16 protein-coding genes are annotated in these 15,951 nt (G+C 59.5%); 11 read left to right on the top strand and 5 right to left on the bottom strand.

Translation table 11 applies throughout. The features are described from left to right. Both B7L09_RS24685 and B7L09_RS24690 read left to right on the top strand, forming a co-directional pair. A partial coding sequence (locus B7L09_RS24685; protein WP_141213501.1) for a carbohydrate porin occupies positions 1–771 on the top strand: 771 nt, incomplete at its 5' end. Positions 772–874: 103 nt separating this feature from the next. Then, positions 875–1,729: a D-hexose-6-phosphate mutarotase gene (locus tag B7L09_RS24690; RefSeq protein ID WP_094471032.1), complete on the top strand. Its 855-nt coding sequence runs from the start codon at positions 875–877 to the stop codon at positions 1,727–1,729. Between the two features lie 148 nt (positions 1,730–1,877). On the opposite strand, the gene B7L09_RS24695 is transcribed toward B7L09_RS24690, so the two are convergent. Then, complete coding sequence (locus B7L09_RS24695; RefSeq protein WP_176457766.1) at positions 1,878–2,738, bottom strand: MurR/RpiR family transcriptional regulator; 861 nt, start codon at positions 2,736–2,738, stop codon at positions 1,878–1,880. A 244-nt stretch (positions 2,739–2,982) separates the two neighbouring features. Between B7L09_RS24695 and zwf the strand changes: the two genes are divergently transcribed. The 4 genes from zwf to B7L09_RS24715 all read left to right on the top strand — a co-directional run bounded on the left by zwf (position 2,983) and on the right by B7L09_RS24715 (position 6,742). Continuing rightward, positions 2,983–4,452 (top strand): glucose-6-phosphate dehydrogenase, encoded by a 1,470-nt coding sequence (gene zwf, locus B7L09_RS24700; RefSeq protein WP_094471034.1) that lies wholly within the window; start codon positions 2,983–2,985, stop codon positions 4,450–4,452. Next, positions 4,439–5,152, top strand: a complete 714-nt coding sequence (gene pgl / locus B7L09_RS24705; RefSeq protein WP_094471035.1) for a 6-phosphogluconolactonase — start codon at positions 4,439–4,441, stop codon at positions 5,150–5,152. Before zwf ends, pgl begins: the two co-directional genes overlap by 14 nt. A 17-nt stretch (positions 5,153–5,169) precedes the next feature. Next, positions 5,170–5,835: a bifunctional 4-hydroxy-2-oxoglutarate aldolase/2-dehydro-3-deoxy-phosphogluconate aldolase gene (locus B7L09_RS24710; protein WP_094471036.1), complete on the top strand. Its 666-nt coding sequence runs from the start codon at positions 5,170–5,172 to the stop codon at positions 5,833–5,835. A 181-nt stretch (positions 5,836–6,016) separates the two neighbouring features. Next, on the top strand, positions 6,017–6,742 hold the full coding sequence (locus B7L09_RS24715) for an intradiol ring-cleavage dioxygenase (RefSeq protein ID WP_094471037.1): 726 nt from the start codon (positions 6,017–6,019) through the stop codon (positions 6,740–6,742). 2 nt (positions 6,743–6,744) lie between these two features. On the opposite strand, the gene B7L09_RS24720 is transcribed toward B7L09_RS24715, so the two are convergent. Both B7L09_RS24720 and B7L09_RS24725 read right to left on the bottom strand, forming a co-directional pair. Continuing rightward, positions 6,745–7,926 carry an aminotransferase class V-fold PLP-dependent enzyme gene (locus B7L09_RS24720; protein WP_094471038.1) on the bottom strand — a complete coding sequence of 394 codons (1,182 nt, stop codon included), beginning with the start codon at positions 7,924–7,926 and terminating at the stop codon, positions 6,745–6,747. A gap of 28 nt (positions 7,927–7,954) precedes the next feature. Then, entirely contained in the window at positions 7,955–8,191 is a 237-nt protein-coding gene (locus B7L09_RS24725; protein ID WP_010457368.1) for a DUF3820 family protein, read from the bottom strand. Positions 8,192–8,395: 204 nt separating this feature from the next. Between B7L09_RS24725 and B7L09_RS24730 the strand changes: the two genes are divergently transcribed. The 4 genes from B7L09_RS24730 to B7L09_RS24745 all read left to right on the top strand — a co-directional run bounded on the left by B7L09_RS24730 (position 8,396) and on the right by B7L09_RS24745 (position 12,075). Continuing rightward, on the top strand, positions 8,396–8,863 hold the full coding sequence (locus B7L09_RS24730) for a ferritin-like domain-containing protein (RefSeq protein WP_094471039.1): 468 nt from the start codon (positions 8,396–8,398) through the stop codon (positions 8,861–8,863). A gap of 158 nt (positions 8,864–9,021) precedes the next feature. After that, positions 9,022–11,010, top strand: a complete 1,989-nt coding sequence (locus B7L09_RS24735; protein WP_094471040.1) for an FUSC family protein — start codon at positions 9,022–9,024, stop codon at positions 11,008–11,010. Further along, positions 10,997–11,203, top strand: a complete 207-nt coding sequence (locus B7L09_RS24740; protein ID WP_094471041.1) for a DUF1656 domain-containing protein — start codon at positions 10,997–10,999, stop codon at positions 11,201–11,203. The genes B7L09_RS24735 and B7L09_RS24740 overlap by 14 nt, the downstream gene beginning before the upstream one ends. Positions 11,204–11,214: 11 nt before the next feature. Then, positions 11,215–12,075 carry an efflux RND transporter periplasmic adaptor subunit gene (locus B7L09_RS24745; RefSeq protein WP_094471042.1) on the top strand — a complete coding sequence of 287 codons (861 nt, stop codon included), beginning with the start codon at positions 11,215–11,217 and terminating at the stop codon, positions 12,073–12,075. Between the two features lie 194 nt (positions 12,076–12,269). On the opposite strand, the gene B7L09_RS24750 is transcribed toward B7L09_RS24745, so the two are convergent. Further along, positions 12,270–12,740 carry a MaoC family dehydratase gene (locus B7L09_RS24750; protein ID WP_094471043.1) on the bottom strand — a complete coding sequence of 157 codons (471 nt, stop codon included), beginning with the start codon at positions 12,738–12,740 and terminating at the stop codon, positions 12,270–12,272. Positions 12,741–12,780: 40 nt separating this feature from the next. Beyond that, positions 12,781–13,725: an alpha/beta hydrolase gene (locus B7L09_RS24755; protein WP_094471044.1), complete on the bottom strand. Its 945-nt coding sequence runs from the start codon at positions 13,723–13,725 to the stop codon at positions 12,781–12,783. Between the two features lie 235 nt (positions 13,726–13,960). Between B7L09_RS24755 and fadD2 the strand changes: the two genes are divergently transcribed. Further along, the gene (gene fadD2, locus B7L09_RS24760) at positions 13,961–15,649 is read left to right on the top strand and encodes a long-chain-fatty-acid--CoA ligase FadD2 (protein WP_094471045.1); all 1,689 of its coding nucleotides are present in this window, start codon (positions 13,961–13,963) and stop codon (positions 15,647–15,649) included. Positions 15,650–15,951 lie beyond the last annotated feature (302 nt).

Below are 15,951 nucleotides of genomic sequence, written 5' to 3' on the forward strand. Positions count from 1 at the left end.
AACACCTGGTACAACTGGCCGGTTGCCCAGGCCGCTATCCGCGTGAAGTACAACATCACGCCTGAGCTGTATGCGCAAATCGGTGCGTACAACCAGAACCCGTCGCAGCTTGAGCACGGCAATGGCTTCAAGCTCAGCGGCAGTGGTACCAAGGGCACCGTGTTGCCAGTCGAACTGGTCTGGTTGCCTAACCCTGGCAACCTGCCGGGCGAATACCGTGTCGGTTACTACAAAAGCACGGCCAAGGCCGATGACGTTCGTGAAGACGAAAACGGCAATGATGCGGCCACCAGCGGCAACGCCTATCGCAGCCACAGCAGCAAATCCGGCTACTGGTTCGTGGCGCAACAACAACTCACCACCCACAACGGTGATGCTTCCCGCGGCCTGAATATCGCAGCCAACGTCACGTTCCACGACAAGGACACCAACGTTGTCGACAACTATCAGTCGCTGATGCTTGTGTACAANGGCCCGTTCGATGCACGTCCGAAGGATGACTTCGGTATCGGTGCCGCTCGTATCCATGTCAACGACGACGTGAAGAAAAACTCAGAGTTGGTCAACGCCTCCAACAACGTCACTGACTATCAAGACCCGCTGTTCGCGCCGCTGCGTAACACTGAATACAACTACGAGATCAACTACGGCGTTCACGTTACCAATTGGCTGACCGTGCGTCCTAACTTGCAATACGTCGTCCATCCAGGCGGCATTGATCAAGTCGACAACGCGTTGGTAGCCGGCCTGAAGATTCAGTCTACGTTCTAACGCTGTTGCGATAAGCTCCTTCTCTCTGTGCGCATTTTGCGGGTAGCCATGGCTATCCGCTTTTTTTTGGGCAGCACTGTGAAGTTATTCAGGACCGTGGCACATGCATGAGCATCCGCTGCAACGCTTTTTCAAATCCCTGCGTGAACGCCCTGTGTTTGCCTGGGAGCGCTTTCAGATGCGCGATGTGTTGGTGATCGACCATCCGCTGTGCCAGGCGGTGTTCAGCCGTCAGGGCGCGCAATTGCTGCACTTTCAGCCACGCGGCCAGAAACCCTGGCTGTGGTGTGCGGCCAAGTGGCCGCAAGTCGGCGCCATCCGTGGTGGCGTGCCGGTCTGCTGGCCGTGGTATGGGCGCCATCCGAGCGAAAACGCGTGGCCGTCCCATGGTTGGGCGCGGCTGATCGACTGGAAACTGCTCGACAGCAGCACCGACGACGATGGCGTGCGCCTGCACTGGCAATTGCAATTGTGCGACTGGCAGGTCGACCTGCACGCGCACTTGGGCGACACCCTGGAATTACGCCTGAGTACCGAGCATCAGGACAGCCTGCCGTGCCAATTGAGCCANGCGTTGCACGCCTATTGGCGTATCGGCAACGTCGGTGAGGTAGCGCTGTCTGGGCTCGACGGGGCGCAAGGTTATGATCAGCTCAATCGCCAGGTTTGCCAGCAGGACGGCGAGTTACGGGTGGACGGCGGGTGCCAGCGGGTGTTCCAGCACGAGGGTGAGCTGCACCTCAAGGACCATGCCTGGCAGCGCGAATTGTGCATCGACACCGGCGACAGCGCCGACACNGTGGTTTGGCATCCGGGGTCGCGGCCGTTGCTGGGGGTGAGCTGGAACGAGATTTCCGAATTTGTGTGTGTCGAGGCGGCGAGTGGCGGAACGGACAGTTTGAGCCTGGCGCCGGGGCAGAAGGCGCATTTGAGTTTGCAGGCGCGGGTGGGGGTTTAGCGCAAAATCTACGGTGTTGCGCCGGGCCTCATCGCGGGCAAGTCGAAGAGGCCCGATCAGGCAATGAAGATGTTGACCTAGTTGNNNTTGCGCCGGGCCTCATCGCGGGCAAGTCGAAGAGGCCCGATCAGGCAATGAAGATGTTGACCTAGTTGAACTCATCCCCAACCGGATACCGACTGTCATTCAAGCTCTCTTTAATCTTGCGCAAGTGCGGCTGGAAATCCACGCCACGGCGCAAGGTCATGCCCGTTGCCAGCACATCCAGCACCGTCAACTGAATGATCCGCGAGGTCATCGGCATATAGATGTCGGTGTCTTCCGGCAGCGGAATGTTCAGGCTCACCGTGCTGGCCTTGGCCAGCGGCGAGTTTTCGGCGGTGACGCCCAGCACCGAGGCGCCGTTTTCCCGTGCGATACGCGCCACTTCCACCAGCTCACGGGTACGCCCGGTGTAGGAAATAATCACGAACAGCTCGCCGGTATGCGCCACCGACGCGATCATGCGTTGCATCAGTACGTCGGCATGGGCGGTGACGGACAGATTGAAGCGGAAAAACTTGTGCAGCGCATCCATGGCGACCGGCGCCGACGCGCCCAGGCCGAAGAAGTGGATCTGCCGCGCCTGAATCAACAGGTCCACGGCCTTGCTGATCAGGTTCGGGTCCAGTGCCTGCAAGGCACTGTCCAGCGATGCGATGGCGCTGCCGAAAATCTTCTTGGTATACGCCTCGGGATTGTCATCGGCCTCGACCGCACGGCTGACATACGCCGCGCCGCTGGCCAGGCTCTGGGCCAGTTGAAGCTTGAGTTCAGGGTAACCGCTGACACCGAACGAACGGCAGAAACGGTTGACCGTCGGTTCACTGACCGAGGCGGCTTGGGCGAGGGCTGCAATGCTGAACCGGGTGGCCTGCTGTGGGTTGAGCAGGATCACTTCGGCGACTTTGCGTTCCGCCTTGTTCAGGTCTTCAAGGCGATTCTGGATCTGTTCCAGTAGATTTCGCACGCGGTCCATTTCATGTTCCTTAGGTCAGCAGCGCAAATAAGCGTTCGGCGCAAATAAGCGTTCGGCTATGCAAATTGGGCCTTTGATACGGCCCGTAACGGTGGCCTATCCTACTGATGGCTCCGACCGACCACCACTCGGAATCTGTATTTTGGGAAAATGTTGTGGTTATTACTACATTTTTCCTTGAGTGATGCCTTGAAAAAAGGTATTTGTAGCTTAACTTGATAAAAGAACAAACATCATGCCTTNGATTACGGTTGAACCGTGCACCTTTGCCTTGTTCGGCGCCCTCGGCGACCTGGCCCTGCGCAAACTGTTTCCTGCCCTTTATCAACTCGATGGCGCAGGCCTGCTGCACGAGGATACGCGGATTATCGCGCTGGCCCGTGAGCCTGGCAGCGAGCAAGAACACTTGGCGTTCATCGCCTCCGAACTGCGCCGTTATGTAGGTGCCAAAGAGCTGGACGAAGCTGTGGTCGAACGCTTCCTGGCCCGTTTGAGCTACCTGCATGTCGACTTCCTCAAGGCCGACGATTACGTCGCCCTGGCCGAAATGGCCGGCAGCGCCCAGCGTGTGATTGCTTACTTCGCCACACCGGCCGCCGTTTACGGCGCAATCTGCGAGAACCTGTCGAAGGTCGGCCTGACCGAAAACACCCGAGTCGTGCTGGAAAAACCCATCGGTTCGGACCTGGAATCCTCGCGCAAGGTCAACGACGCCGTGGCGCAGTTTTTCCCGGAAAACCGCACGTACCGCATCGACCACTACCTGGGCAAAGAGACCGTCCAGAACCTGATTGCCCTGCGTTTCGCCAACAGCCTGTTCGAAACCCAGTGGAACCAGAACTACATCTCCCACGTGGAAATCACCGTGGCCGAGCAAGTTGGTATCGAAGGCCGTTGGGGTTACTTCGACAAGGCCGGCCAACTGCGGGACATGATCCAGAACCACTTGCTGCAACTGCTCTGCCTGATTGCCATGGACCCGCCGGCCGACCTGTCCGCCGACAGCATCCGTGACGAGAAGGTCAAGGTACTCAAGGCCCTGGCGCCGATCAGTCCGGAAGGCCTGACCACGCAAGTGGTGCGCGGCCAGTACATCGCCGGGTACAGCGAAGGCAAATCGGTCCCCGGTTACCTGGAAGAGCCCAACTCCAACACCCAGAGCGACACCGAAACGTTCGTCGCCCTGCGTGCCGATATTCGTAACTGGCGTTGGGCCGGGGTGCCGTTNTACCTGCGTACCGGCAAGCGCATGCCGCAGAAGCTGTCGCAGATCGTCATCCACTTCAAGGAACCGTCGCACTACATCTTCGCCCCCGAGCAGCGCCTGCAAATCAGCAACAAGCTGATTATCCGCCTGCAACCGGACGAAGGTATTTCCTTGCGTGTGATGACCAAGGAGCAGGGCCTGGACAAGGGCATGCAACTGCGCAGCGGCCCGCTGCAACTGAATTTTTCCGACACCTATCGCAGCGCGCGGATCCCCGATGCCTACGAGCGGTTGTTGCTGGAAGTGATGCGCGGCAATCAGAACCTGTTTGTTCGCAAAGATGAAATCGAAGCCGCGTGGAAATGGTGTGACCAGTTGATCGCCGGGTGGAAAAAATCCGGTGATGCGCCCAAGCCGTATGCGGCCGGGTCCTGGGGGCCGATGAGCTCGATTGCACTGATCACGCGGGATGGGAGGTCTTGGTATGGCGATATCTGAATTGAAACTGCCTCAGGGCGTCAGCGCCCATGAGTTCAAGAGCCCGGTGCTGCTGGCCGATGGTCTGGCGCTGAATGTGGCCAAGCAACTGAGTGACGCCATCGACGCTCGCGGCACTGCGACGCTGGTGGTGTCCGGTGGCCGCAGCCCGGTGGCGTTCTTCCAGAACCTGGCGAAGCAGAAACTGGACTGGTCCAAGGTCGTGGTCACCCTGGCCGATGAGCGTTGGGTGCCGGTTGAGCATGCTGACAGCAATGCCGGCCTGCTGAAGAAATACCTGCTGCAAGGCCCGGCGGCCAAGGCTCAGTTTCTGAGCCTGTACAGCGCCACTGCGAACCTTGAACTGGCCGCCGAGCAGGCGGATCGCTTGCTCGCCGAGTTGCCGCCGATCGACGTGCTGATCCTCGGCATGGGTGATGACGGCCACACCGCATCGCTGTTTCCCAACAGCCCGAACCTGAGCGAAGCATTGAAAGTCGACGGCACCCGTCGGTGCTATCCGATGCTGGCGCCGACCGTGCCGCATCAGCGACTGACCATGAGCCGCGCGCTGCTGGCCTCGGCCAAGACCACCGTTCTATCGATTTCCGGTCAGTCCAAANTGACCACCTTGAGCGCCGCGCTGGCCAGTGACGACGTTGCTGCCATGCCGATTCGCGCGTTTTTGCAACCTACTTTAGAGATTTACTGGTGCCCATGAGCCAAGGATCAGCCGCTATGAAAAGCCCTCAATCGACCGTGTCCATGGCGGATAAAGTTGCCCTGATCGACAGCCTCTGCGCCAAGGCGCGGATCCTGCCGGTGATTACCATCGCCCGCGAACAGGACATCCTGCCGTTGGCCGATGCCCTGGCAGCCGGTGGCTTGACCGCATTGGAAGTGACCCTGCGTTCCGAGTTCGGCCTCAAGGCCATTCAGGTACTGCGTGAGCAACGCCCTGAGCTGGTGACCGGTGCGGGTACTGTGCTGGATCGCACGATGCTCGCCGCCGCCGAAGCGGCCGGCTCACAGTTCATCGTCACCCCGGGCATCACCCGTGACCTGCTGGAAGCCTCCGTGCACAGCCCGATCCCGTTGCTGCCAGGCATCAGCAATGCCTCAGGCATCATGGAAGGCTATGGCCTGGGTTATCGCCGCTTCAAGCTGTTCCCGGCTGAAGTCAGCGGCGGCGTGGCGGCCATCAAGGCCCTCGGCGGCCCGTTCGGCGAAGTGAAATTCTGCCCGACCGGCGGCGTGGGTCCGGCCAACATCAAACACTACATGGCGTTGAAAAACGTGATGTGCGTGGGCGGTAGCTGGATGCTGGACCCGGAATGGGTCAAGAACGGCGACTGGGCCCGCATTCAGGAATGCACCGCCGAGGCATTGGCGCTGCTGGACTGATCGGCTTTTACCAAACACTTCGTTGTGTGTTCTACGGCTTTACGGTGCGCTTGGTCGGTGCACCGTTTTTTTTTGCCCGCAAAAAACTGTGGGNACAGGAGACATCAAGCGATACATAGTTACCGCCTCTTGCCCTTCGACCAGCGTTAACCTGCGTTCATCTTATGGAAGAGAGAACGTCATGGACGACAACACCTCCGTTGCACCCCCACCGCCGGTTTACCTGCTGTCTCCCGAGCAAATTGCCGGCCCGTTTTTCCGCAATCCGAAACTCATCCGTCGCAACATCAGCGAAAGCGCCGATGGCATTCCCCTGGTGCTGCGACTGGCGATTGTCGATGCCATGACGGGTGAGCCTGTGACCGGGGCCTTGGTCGATATCTGGCACTGCAATGCGCGTGGTGCCTATTCGGGCTGGAGCAAGATCAACCCGGACCAGGAAGTCGATGTCGGTGACATCGGTTCGGTCCCGCGCACTGACGACGACACCTACCTGCGTGGCGGGCAATTCACCGACAAGAAGGGTGTGGTGAGGTTTACCACCATCTACCCGGGGTTCTATGCCGGTCGTACCTTGCACATTCATGTCGCCGTGCGCATTACGTCCGGCAACAATTACCTCGACGAACGACACGTCGCCTGGGTCGGTCAGCTCTACTTCCCCGAACCCGCTTCACGTTCGGTGCTAAACGCCCGGGACTACAGCGGCCGATCGGTCTCGCCGTTGAGCAACAATGAAGACACTTATTACCGCGAGCAGGGCGGCGAGGCTTCGACATTGACGGTCCACACCCTCGGTCGAGACTCGAACGAGGATGGCTTTTTCGGGCATACGACCATCGGTATCGATACGTTCGCCGCTTCGACGCAAATCAAGCCGGAGGACTTCGACAAATACACGGTCTGACGTCAGCGCAACTCGCTCAGCGCCCTGGCCAGCAGATCCATGTCGGCAGCGGTGGTGGTGAGCCCCGGTGTAATGCGAATGCAGGGCCCGCTCGCCGCGCCGCTGCGGACCACGGTGAACAGGTTGTAGTCGCTGAGCAGCCGCTCGACCATCGCCTGTTGATCGGTATGCCGGGTAAAGCGCATCGAGGTAATGCCGCAATACAGTCTCGGGTCATCGGGTGTCATGACCTCGATCCCCGGTAGCTCGCGAACCGCGTTGACCCACCGGTTGCGCAGGTAGTTGAGCCGTGTGCTCTTGGCAGCGGCGCCGCCCATGGCGAGATGCTCCTCGAACACCAGCGGCAGCGTCAGCAGGGCCGGGATGTTCGGCGTGCTGTAGGGCGTGCGGGCGCGAGTATCGGAGACCGGGAAGTGGAACTCGCCCATGTCCGGGTCGATATCCGCCAGGCGCTCAGGGGCTATATAGAGAAAGCCCAGGGTCAGCGGTGCGCCGATCCATTTATGCAGGTTGAAGCCGGCGAACTGAATGCCCAGTTCATCCAGGTTGAACTCGATCTGGCCGAGGGCATGGGCGCCATCGAGGATCACGTCGATACCATGTTCTTTGGCGGCGGCAGCAATGGCCTGCACAGGCATGACCAGTCCGGTGCGATGGGTGACATGGGTCAGGGCCATCAATTTGAGCTTTGGATAACGCGCGAAGGTGTCGCGATAGGTGGCCAGCAAGCTGTCAAAAGTGGCGGGATGTGCGTGGTCGATTTCGATCACCTCCACGCCGCGATGCCGGGCCAGCCAGCGCATCGCGCCTTTGACCGTGTCGTACTCCAGATCGCAAATCAGCACCTGATCGCCCGGCTGAAGGCGATTGTAATTGCGGATCAGCGATTGCAGGCCGTCCGAGGCGTTGCGGGTGAGGGCCACGGTGTCGACTGGAACGTCGATCAGGCCGGCGAGCTGCGCCCGGATCTCGAGAATTTCGACCTGTTCGAAGCGCTGGCGCACATGCACCGAGTTGCTGCGGTTGATCAGCTCGATGTTGCGCTGGTACTCCTCGACCACGGTGCGCGACATGCGCCCGAAGTATCCGTTTTCCAGGTTGATGGGCCCGGGTTCGACCGCGTAGCGGTCTGCAAAGGTCTTCCAGAAGTGTTCATCACGGGCGCGACGGGTGTTATCGGGCATGAGCTACTCGGCTTTTTTAATTGCAATGTCAGTGGCGCGGGGCAGGTTTGCCGTGTTTGGCGCGCAGCGGTTCGAGCAGGTCCGACAGACCGTTGTGGTCGATCTCCTGCATCAGGGCCAGCAATCCGCCCAGCTCGCCATGCGGGAAACCTTCCCGGGCGAACCAGTTCAGGTATTGGCCGGGCAGGTCGGCAATGATGCGACCCTTGTATTTGCCGAAGGGCATTTCACGGGTGATCAACAGTTCGAGCTTTTCAGGGTTCATCTATCGGTCGTCTTCATTCATCAGGCTGGAAAAATACAGGCATTCTGCATGCAGGCCAATTGACAGTTCATGCAAAAAAAGCGGATACAGATTTTGTCGTTAAAACTAAGTTATTGAAAAATAACGGATAAATTATCAGTTCGAAGCTGGCATGCAGGGTGCAATAGCTATTGCATCTTTCATCAACCCGCAAGGAATTGAAAAATGACCGACATGAATAAAGAAGCGATTTCTGTACTCAACGACCTGATTGAAACCAGCAAAGACGGTCAGGAAGGGTTCAAGACTTGCGCTGAAGACATCAAACACCCTGAACTCAAAACCCTGTTCGTGCAACGCTCCACCGACTGCGCCACCGCCGCTGCCGAACTTCAGAGCGCCGTGCGTTCGATGGGTGGCGATCCGGAAACGTCCACCAGCGTCAGCGGTGATCTGCACCGCCGCTGGGTCGACGTCAAAGCGATGTTCACCGGCAAGGATGAAGAAGCCGTGCTGAACGAAGCGGAACGCGGTGAAGACCATGCACTGAAGGCGTACAAAGAAGCCCTCGAAAAAATCAACAAACACAACCTGGTGGGCATTCGTGATCTGGTTGAACGTCAGTACCACGGCGTGCAACGCAATCACGATCAAGTAAAAGCCCTGCGTAACCAGGCTCGCGCTCGCTCTTAAGCGCTCGTAGCCTGTCAAAAACGCCAGCCAGTCTGGCGTTTTTTTGTGTCTGGGATTTAACGCTGGACGGGATATAGATAGCTCGCTAATAATTTGTTTTTCAAGTGACTTCAGTGAACCCGACTATCGTTAAAAACGTCCTTTCAAGAGTCTTTTACGTGCCTATCACTTTGCAGGCTTTGTTTGCGCCTGACCGCCGCGCCCTACAGTTCGCAATAAAAACCTTGATCGGTGGCGGCCTGGCCCTGTGGCTGGCATTGCGCTGGGGTCTTGAGCAACCCGCCTGGGCACTGATGACGGCGTTCATCGTCGCTCAGCCATTGTCTGGAATGGTGGTGCAGAAGGGGTTGGCGCGGCTGCTGGGGACATTGGTCGGCACTATCATGTCGGTGGTGTTCATGGGGTTATTCGCCCAGACGCCCTGGCTATTTTTATTGGCATTGGCGTTGTGGCTCGGGCTGTGTACGGCGAGTTCGACCTTGCTGCGCAGTGCCTGGTCCTATTCATTTGTGCTGGCCGGTTACACGGTGGCGATCATCGCATTGCCGGCCATCACCCATCCGCTGACGGTGTTCGACCAAGCCGTGGCGCGCTGCACGGAAATCTGTCTGGGCATCCTGTGCGCCACGGTGGCCAGCGCGTTGCTGTGGCCGATGCGCGTCGAGCGACAACTGGCGGATCAGGCACGAGCCGCCTGGAACAGCGGGATGAACGCTGCACGTGCAACGCTGGCCGGCGATGCCCAGGCACGCAAGGGTTTGTTGGAAATCCTCGGGCGAATCGTCGCGGTCGATGCCCAGCGCGAACATGCCTGGTTTGAAGGTGGCCTGGGTCGGCAACGGGCACGAGCTATCAGCGGCTTGAGCCAGAAGCTCTTGATGCTGCTGCGCATCGCCCGCTCGGTGCGCCGTCAGTGGAAGCAGCTGGAACCACGGGAAGCCGAGCAACTGTTGCCGTGGATGACCGAGGTTCAGGTTGCGCTCAGCGGCGACGATACGGCGACCCTGCAAGCGTTGCGGCCGAGGTTGCTCGATGCATCCCATGACCCGCACATCAGCTCCGCGCAGAGTTACTGCCTGGCCCGTTTCACCTTGCTGCTCGATACCGCGATGGCGGCCACTGCGGCGATGAAAGCGGTGGAGGAGGGGCGCGAAACGGTCGATCCGCCACGCACCCTGACGCCGCACCGCGACCTGTCATTGGCGTTGGTGTTCGGCGCGCGCAGTGCCTTGGCCTTTCTGGTGGTGTCGTGCTTCTGGCTGGCGACGGCCTGGCCCGCCGCGTCGGGTGCCCTGGTGCTGACGTGCGTGGTGTGCAGCCTGTTCGCCAGTCGCGAGAACGGCGCGCAGATAGGCATGAGTTTCATGCGGGGCATTTTTCTGGCGATTCCGACGGCGTTTTTCGTCGGGCAGATTCTGCTGCCGCAATGGAGCGGATTTGCCTTGCTCTGCATGGGCATGGGCGTGCCGTTGTTTTTCGGTGCGCTGGGCATGGCCAAGCCGCAGATTGGCGCCACGGCGACTTCGTTCTGTCTGCATTTTATCGTGCTGGTGTCGCCGCTGAACGCGATGAAATTCGACGTCGCCACGTTCTTCAACAGCGCCCAGGCGATGGTGGTCGGTGTCGGCGCGGCGGTGTTGGCGTTTCATTTACTGATCCTGCGTAACCCGGCGTGGCATGGCCGCCGCTTGCTGGCAGCGACGCTCGACGATTTGGTAAGGCTGACCCGACGTAACCTGCGGGGTGCCGAAAGCTGGTTTGGCGGACGCATGGCCGACCGCTTGCTGCAACTGGCGCGGCACTATCCCGAGTTGCCGGAACCGGCGCGCAGTCGTTGGGATGACGGCTTGCTCGGCCTCGATATCGGCGATGAATTGTTGCATCTGCGGTTGAGCCTGGCGGTGGCGCAAGTGCCGGTCAGCGCACCTCAACGCCGTTATCTCGAACAGCTGGAAAAAGTCCTTGAGCAGGGCCCTGCGGGCAATCGCGCCGATGCGCTGGAACAACCCAGCGAAGCCTTCTTGAAGACCTTGTACGCGTTGCCGCCCAGCGACGCGGTGAAACTGGCTCAGGGCGCGGTGCTGCAATTGCAAAACAGCTGGCGCGCCTGGTGCCGTCAACAGGAGCAAAGCCATGGGTTTGCGTGAGTGGTCGGTGGGCGGTGTGCTGCTCAGTCCGTTTCTGATTTATGTGCTGCTGGCACTGCTGGTCACCGCAGCCTTGCGCATGCTCTTGCGCCTGACACCGGTCGGCCGCTGGATCTGGCACGAAGCATTGTTTGATTGCGCCTTGTACGTCTGTGTATTGACCCTGATCACCGTCGTCCTCGGACCTTTATAAGGAGTTGAAAAATGCGTACTCCAGTACGTGTCGCGGTAACCCTGTGCCTGGTGGCGGTGGCGATCTTTGCCGGCTTTCATTTGTGGCAGTACTACATGCTCACGCCCTGGACCCGGGATGCGCGGATCCGCGCCGACGTGGTGGTCATCGCCCCGGACGTCTCGGGGTGGGTGCGTGAGCTCAAGGCGTTCGACAACCAGCAAGTCAAGGCGGGCGATCTGTTGCTGAGCATCGATCGTGATCGTTTCGAAGCAGCGCTGGAGAAGGCCCAGGCGGTGGTGCAGACCCGCCAGCAACAACTCAATCTGCGCGAACGCGAAGCCAGCCGCCGCGCCAGCCTCGGGCCGCAAGCCATCAGTGCCGAGCTGCGCGAGAACGCGCAAATCAACGCCGGGATCGCCCGGGGTGAATTGCGTGAAGCTCAGGCGGAAGCCAAGGTTGCGGAGCTCAATCTGGCGCGCAGCCAAGTCCATGCGCCTCGCAGCGGCCACATCACCAACCTGCGCCTGGCCCAAGGCAACTACGTGAATGCGGGGCAACCGGTGATGGCGTTGATCGATGATTCGACCTTTTATGTGCAGGCGTATTTCGAAGAAACCAAGTTGCCGCGGATTCGGGTGGGCGATCCGGTGAAAGTCTGGTTGATGAGTGCGGGCGAAGCGCTGGACGGGCATGTGGAAAGCATCAGTCGCGGGATTACCGATCGCAATACCACACCGGACGGGCAGTTATTGGCGGAGGTGGAACCGACGTTCAACTGGGTGAGGCTGGCGCAGCGGATTCCGGTGCGGATCAAGATTGATCAATTGCCGGAGGGGATGAATTTGAGTTCGGGGATGACGGCGAGTGTGCAGGTGCAGGAGGGGGATTAAGATCAAAAGATCGCAAGCTCCTACAGGTGTACACAAAACCTTGTAGGAGCTGTCGAGTGAAACGAGGCTGCGATCTTTTAAGGGCACGCCGCGGTTGATGGGATTAAGATCAAAAGATCGCAAGCTCCTACAGGTGTACACAAAACCTTGTAGGAGCTGTCGAGTGAAACGAGGCTGCGATCTTTTAAGGGCAATCAGCCGATGCTGATCGCCGGCAGGGTAGTCAACGTCACGGTCTGCTGCTTGCGCGGCGCCAGAATCTCGGCCTCGCCATCCACCACCAATTCATCGCGCTGGTTAAACACTCGAGTGGCGATCCGCACACGAAACTTTGGCAACTTTTCGAGGATTTCCAGACGCACGGTCAGGGTGTCGCCGATTTTTACCGGCTTCTGAAAAGTCATCTGCTGGCCGATATAAATGGTGCCCGGCCCAGGCAACTCGCAGGCAACCGCCGCACTGATCAGCGCACCGCTGAACATGCCGTGAGCGATGCGCTCCTTGAACATGGTGCCGGCGGCGAATTCGGCGTCCAGGTGCACCGGGTTGTGATCACCCGACATCGCGGCGAACAACTGGATATCGCGCTCCTCGACGGTCTTGCTGTAGCTGGCGGTCTGGCCGACTTCGAGGGCTTCGTAAGGGGTGTTGGTAACCTGGGTCATCTGTTTCAATTCCTGTGACGAATAAAAAATCCACAAAAAACTATTCCGATCTGGGTGGCCGGCGGTGGCTCAGCGCCTGGGCGATCCAGCTCAACACGTCATTGATCACTTCATCGCGGTTGCTCTCGTTGAACAGTTCATGCCGTGCCTGCGGGTAAATAGTCAGTTGCAGGTTCTGGCTGCCGGCCGCGCGTAGCGCATCGGCCAGATCTTTCAGACGTTTGCCTTCGCTCACCGGATCACATTCACCGCCAATCACCAGCAACGGCAGGCCCGGATCAATCTGCTCGAGATTGGACGCTTTGCTGATTTGCTGCAAGCCGCCCAACAAGTCGATCCANAACTGATTGGTGCAACGAAAGCCGCAGAGCGGGTCGTTGGCGTACAGATCGACTTCCGCTGGATCGCGGCTGAGCCAGTCGAAACGCGTGCGCACCGGTTTGAATTTCTTGTTGAACGAGCCAAACGACAGCCACTCGATCAGCGCGCTGCGGCCCTTGGGACCCTGGCGCAGTTTTTCGACACGGGCAATCTGACGTGCCGCACGGTAGAGGGCGATGGGCTGGAAGTTCGAACCACTAAGCACCGCGCCGTACAGGCTGGCGCTGTGATGCAACAGGTAGGCCTGGGCGATATAGCTGCCCATGCTGTGCCCCAGCAGAATGATCGGCAGCCCGGGCTGCTGTTGGCCGATGTGCTGGTTGAGGCTGGCCAGGTCGCCAACCACTTTGCACCAGCCATCGTCGTCGGCGAAATGGCCGAGTGTCCCGTTTTCGGCAGTTTTGCCATGTCCACGCAGGTCCGGCGCGTAGACGCCGTAACCCTGCGCGCAGAGTTTTTCCGCCAGGCGGGCGTAGCGACCACTGTGTTCGGCCATGCCATGGGCTAGCAGGATCACGGCTTTTAAAGGCGGATCGGGCAGCCACTGGTTGACGTAGAGGCGGCTGCGGTCACTCGCGGTCAGCCAGAAAGTGTCGTGGATCATGGCGATTCCTTTGCATGGAGCTGCCGGGTGGGAAAACAGCGTCGATGCCTTTTATAGCGCATCCTGCGCTTGCCGTCTGATCAGGCCACGCCGCTGCAGCAAGATTCACACGGTCAATGACGGCCATTGGCATATTTGCCTGATTCGCCATAACTGCTAGTGTCCGTGAAGCCCCGCTTTTAAGAAGTGACAGAAAAGCGGCCCCGGATAGGCTCAGGTAAAGAGGACAAGAACAATGCAACCTGATTTCTGGAATGACAAACGCCCGGCCGGCGTGCCCCTGGATATTGACCTTGGGGCCTATAAGTCGGTGCTTGAGGTGTTCGAGCGTTCCTGCAAGAAATTCGCTGATCGCCCTGCGTTCAGCAACATGGGCGTGACCCTGACCTACGCCGAACTGGAACGCTACAGCCTGGCGTTCGCCGGTTACCTGCAAGCTCACACCGATCTGGTGCCGGGGGATCGCATCGCGGTGCAGATGCCCAACGTCCTGCATTACCCGATTGCGGTGTTTGGCGCGTTGCGCGCCGGGCTCATCGTGGTCAACACCAACCCCTTGTACACCCCGCGCGAGATGCGTCATCAGTTCAAGGACTCCGGCGCCCGGGCGCTGGTGTACCTGAACATGTTCGGGGCCAAGGTCCAGGAAGTGCTGCCCGACACCGACATCCAGTACCTGATCGAAGCGAAGATGGGCGACCTGATGCCTGCCGCCAAGGGTTGGCTGGTCAACACGATGGTGAGCAAGGTCAAGAAAATGGTCCCGGACTATTCCTTGCCCCAGGCCATTTCCTTCAAGAGCGCGCTGCGTCTGGGCCGGGGCCTGGGCATCAAGCCGCTGAACGTCAGCCTCGACGACATCGCGGTGTTGCAATACACCGGCGGCACCACTGGACTGGCCAAGGGCGCGATGCTCACCCATGGCAACCTGGTCGCCAATATGCAGCAGGCGCGGGCGTGCCTCGGGCAGTTCGGCAGCGACGGTCAGCCGTTGCTGCGCGAAGGTCAGGAAGTGATGATCGCGCCGCTGCCGCTGTACCACATCTATGCATTTACGGCGAACTGCATGTGCATGATGGTGACCGGCAACCACAACGTGCTGATCACCAACCCGCGGGACATCGGCGGTTTTATCAAGGAACTGAAAAAGTGGCGGTTCTCCTGCCTGTTGGGGCTGAACACGCTGTTTGTAGCGCTGATGGATCACCCGGACTTCAAGACCCTGGATTTTTCCCACCTCAAGATCACCAATTCCGGCGGCACGGCACTGGTCAAGGCCACCGCCGAGCGCTGGAAAGCGTTGACCGGTTGTTCCATCGGCGAAGGCTACGGCCTGACCGAAACCTCACCGGTGGCGTGCACCAACCCCTACGGCGACAAATCGCGGATCGGCACGGTCGGCCTGCCGGTACCGGGCACCACGCTGAAAGTGATCAACGATGAAGGCGTCGAGCAGGCGCTGGGCGAGCGTGGCGAACTGTGCATCAAGGGCCCGCAGATCATGAAGGGNTACTGGCAGAAACCGGAAGCCACTGCCGAGGTGCTGGATGCTGAGGGCTGGTTCAAGTCCGGCGATATCGCGGTGATCGACCCGGACGGTTTTGTGCGCATCGTTGATCGCAAGAAAGACCTGATCATCGTCTCGGGCTTCAACGTGTACCCCAACGAGATCGAAGACGTGGTGATGGCCCACCCGGCGGTAGCCAACTGCGCCGTGATCGGCGTACCGGATGATCGCACGGGGGAGGCGGTGAAGCTGTTTGTGGTGGCCCGCGAATCCGGGGTCAGCCTTGAAGAGCTGAAGGCGTACTGCAAGGAAAACTTCACGGCGTACAAAGTGCCCAAGCACATTGTGTTGCGGGAGTCGTTGCCGATGACGCCGGTGGGTAAGATTCTGCGGCGGGAACTACGTGATATCGCATAGCCGGTGAATGGCCGCGCTTTGCGCGGATCGCAGGCAAGCCACGCTCCCACAGGTTTCGCGTCGTTCACTGGTTTAGTGGACGCCACCGAACCTGTGGGAGCGGGCTTGCCCGCGATGCTTTTAAGGGAAGGCCCAAAATACGGGGCTTTCAGGGTTGTATAGAATCTTTGCTCTAAAATGACCGCTAGCAATTCTTGAGTCACAATTGTGACNGTAGGGCCCTCTTTTGGCTCTAGGCGGCCCTTGGCAAAGCTGCTACTCTCGGCGCGCTTTGTGACTTCTCGGCCTGCTNAAAGCGCCAG

The sequence above is a fragment of the Pseudomonas mandelii genome (genome assembly GCF_002251635.1).
GTDB classification, from domain to species: domain Bacteria; phylum Pseudomonadota; class Gammaproteobacteria; order Pseudomonadales; family Pseudomonadaceae; genus Aquipseudomonas; species Aquipseudomonas mandelii_B.

Coding starts and splice junctions, on each gene's coding strand:
- B7L09_RS24710 (WP_094471036.1), top strand. CDS start 5,170: ATGAAAAGCCCTCAATCGACCGTGTCCATGGCGGATAAAGTTGCCCTG.
- B7L09_RS24715 (WP_094471037.1), top strand. CDS start 6,017: ATGGACGACAACACCTCCGTTGCACCCCCACCGCCGGTTTACCTGCTG.
- B7L09_RS24720 (WP_094471038.1), bottom strand. CDS start 7,926: ATGCCCGATAACACCCGTCGCGCCCGTGATGAACACTTCTGGAAGACC.
- B7L09_RS24725 (WP_010457368.1), bottom strand. CDS start 8,191: ATGAACCCTGAAAAGCTCGAACTGTTGATCACCCGTGAAATGCCCTTC.
- B7L09_RS24730 (WP_094471039.1), top strand. CDS start 8,396: ATGACCGACATGAATAAAGAAGCGATTTCTGTACTCAACGACCTGATT.
- B7L09_RS24740 (WP_094471041.1), top strand. CDS start 10,997: ATGGGTTTGCGTGAGTGGTCGGTGGGCGGTGTGCTGCTCAGTCCGTTT.
- B7L09_RS24745 (WP_094471042.1), top strand. CDS start 11,215: ATGCGTACTCCAGTACGTGTCGCGGTAACCCTGTGCCTGGTGGCGGTG.
- B7L09_RS24750 (WP_094471043.1), bottom strand. CDS start 12,740: ATGACCCAGGTTACCAACACCCCTTACGAAGCCCTCGAAGTCGGCCAG.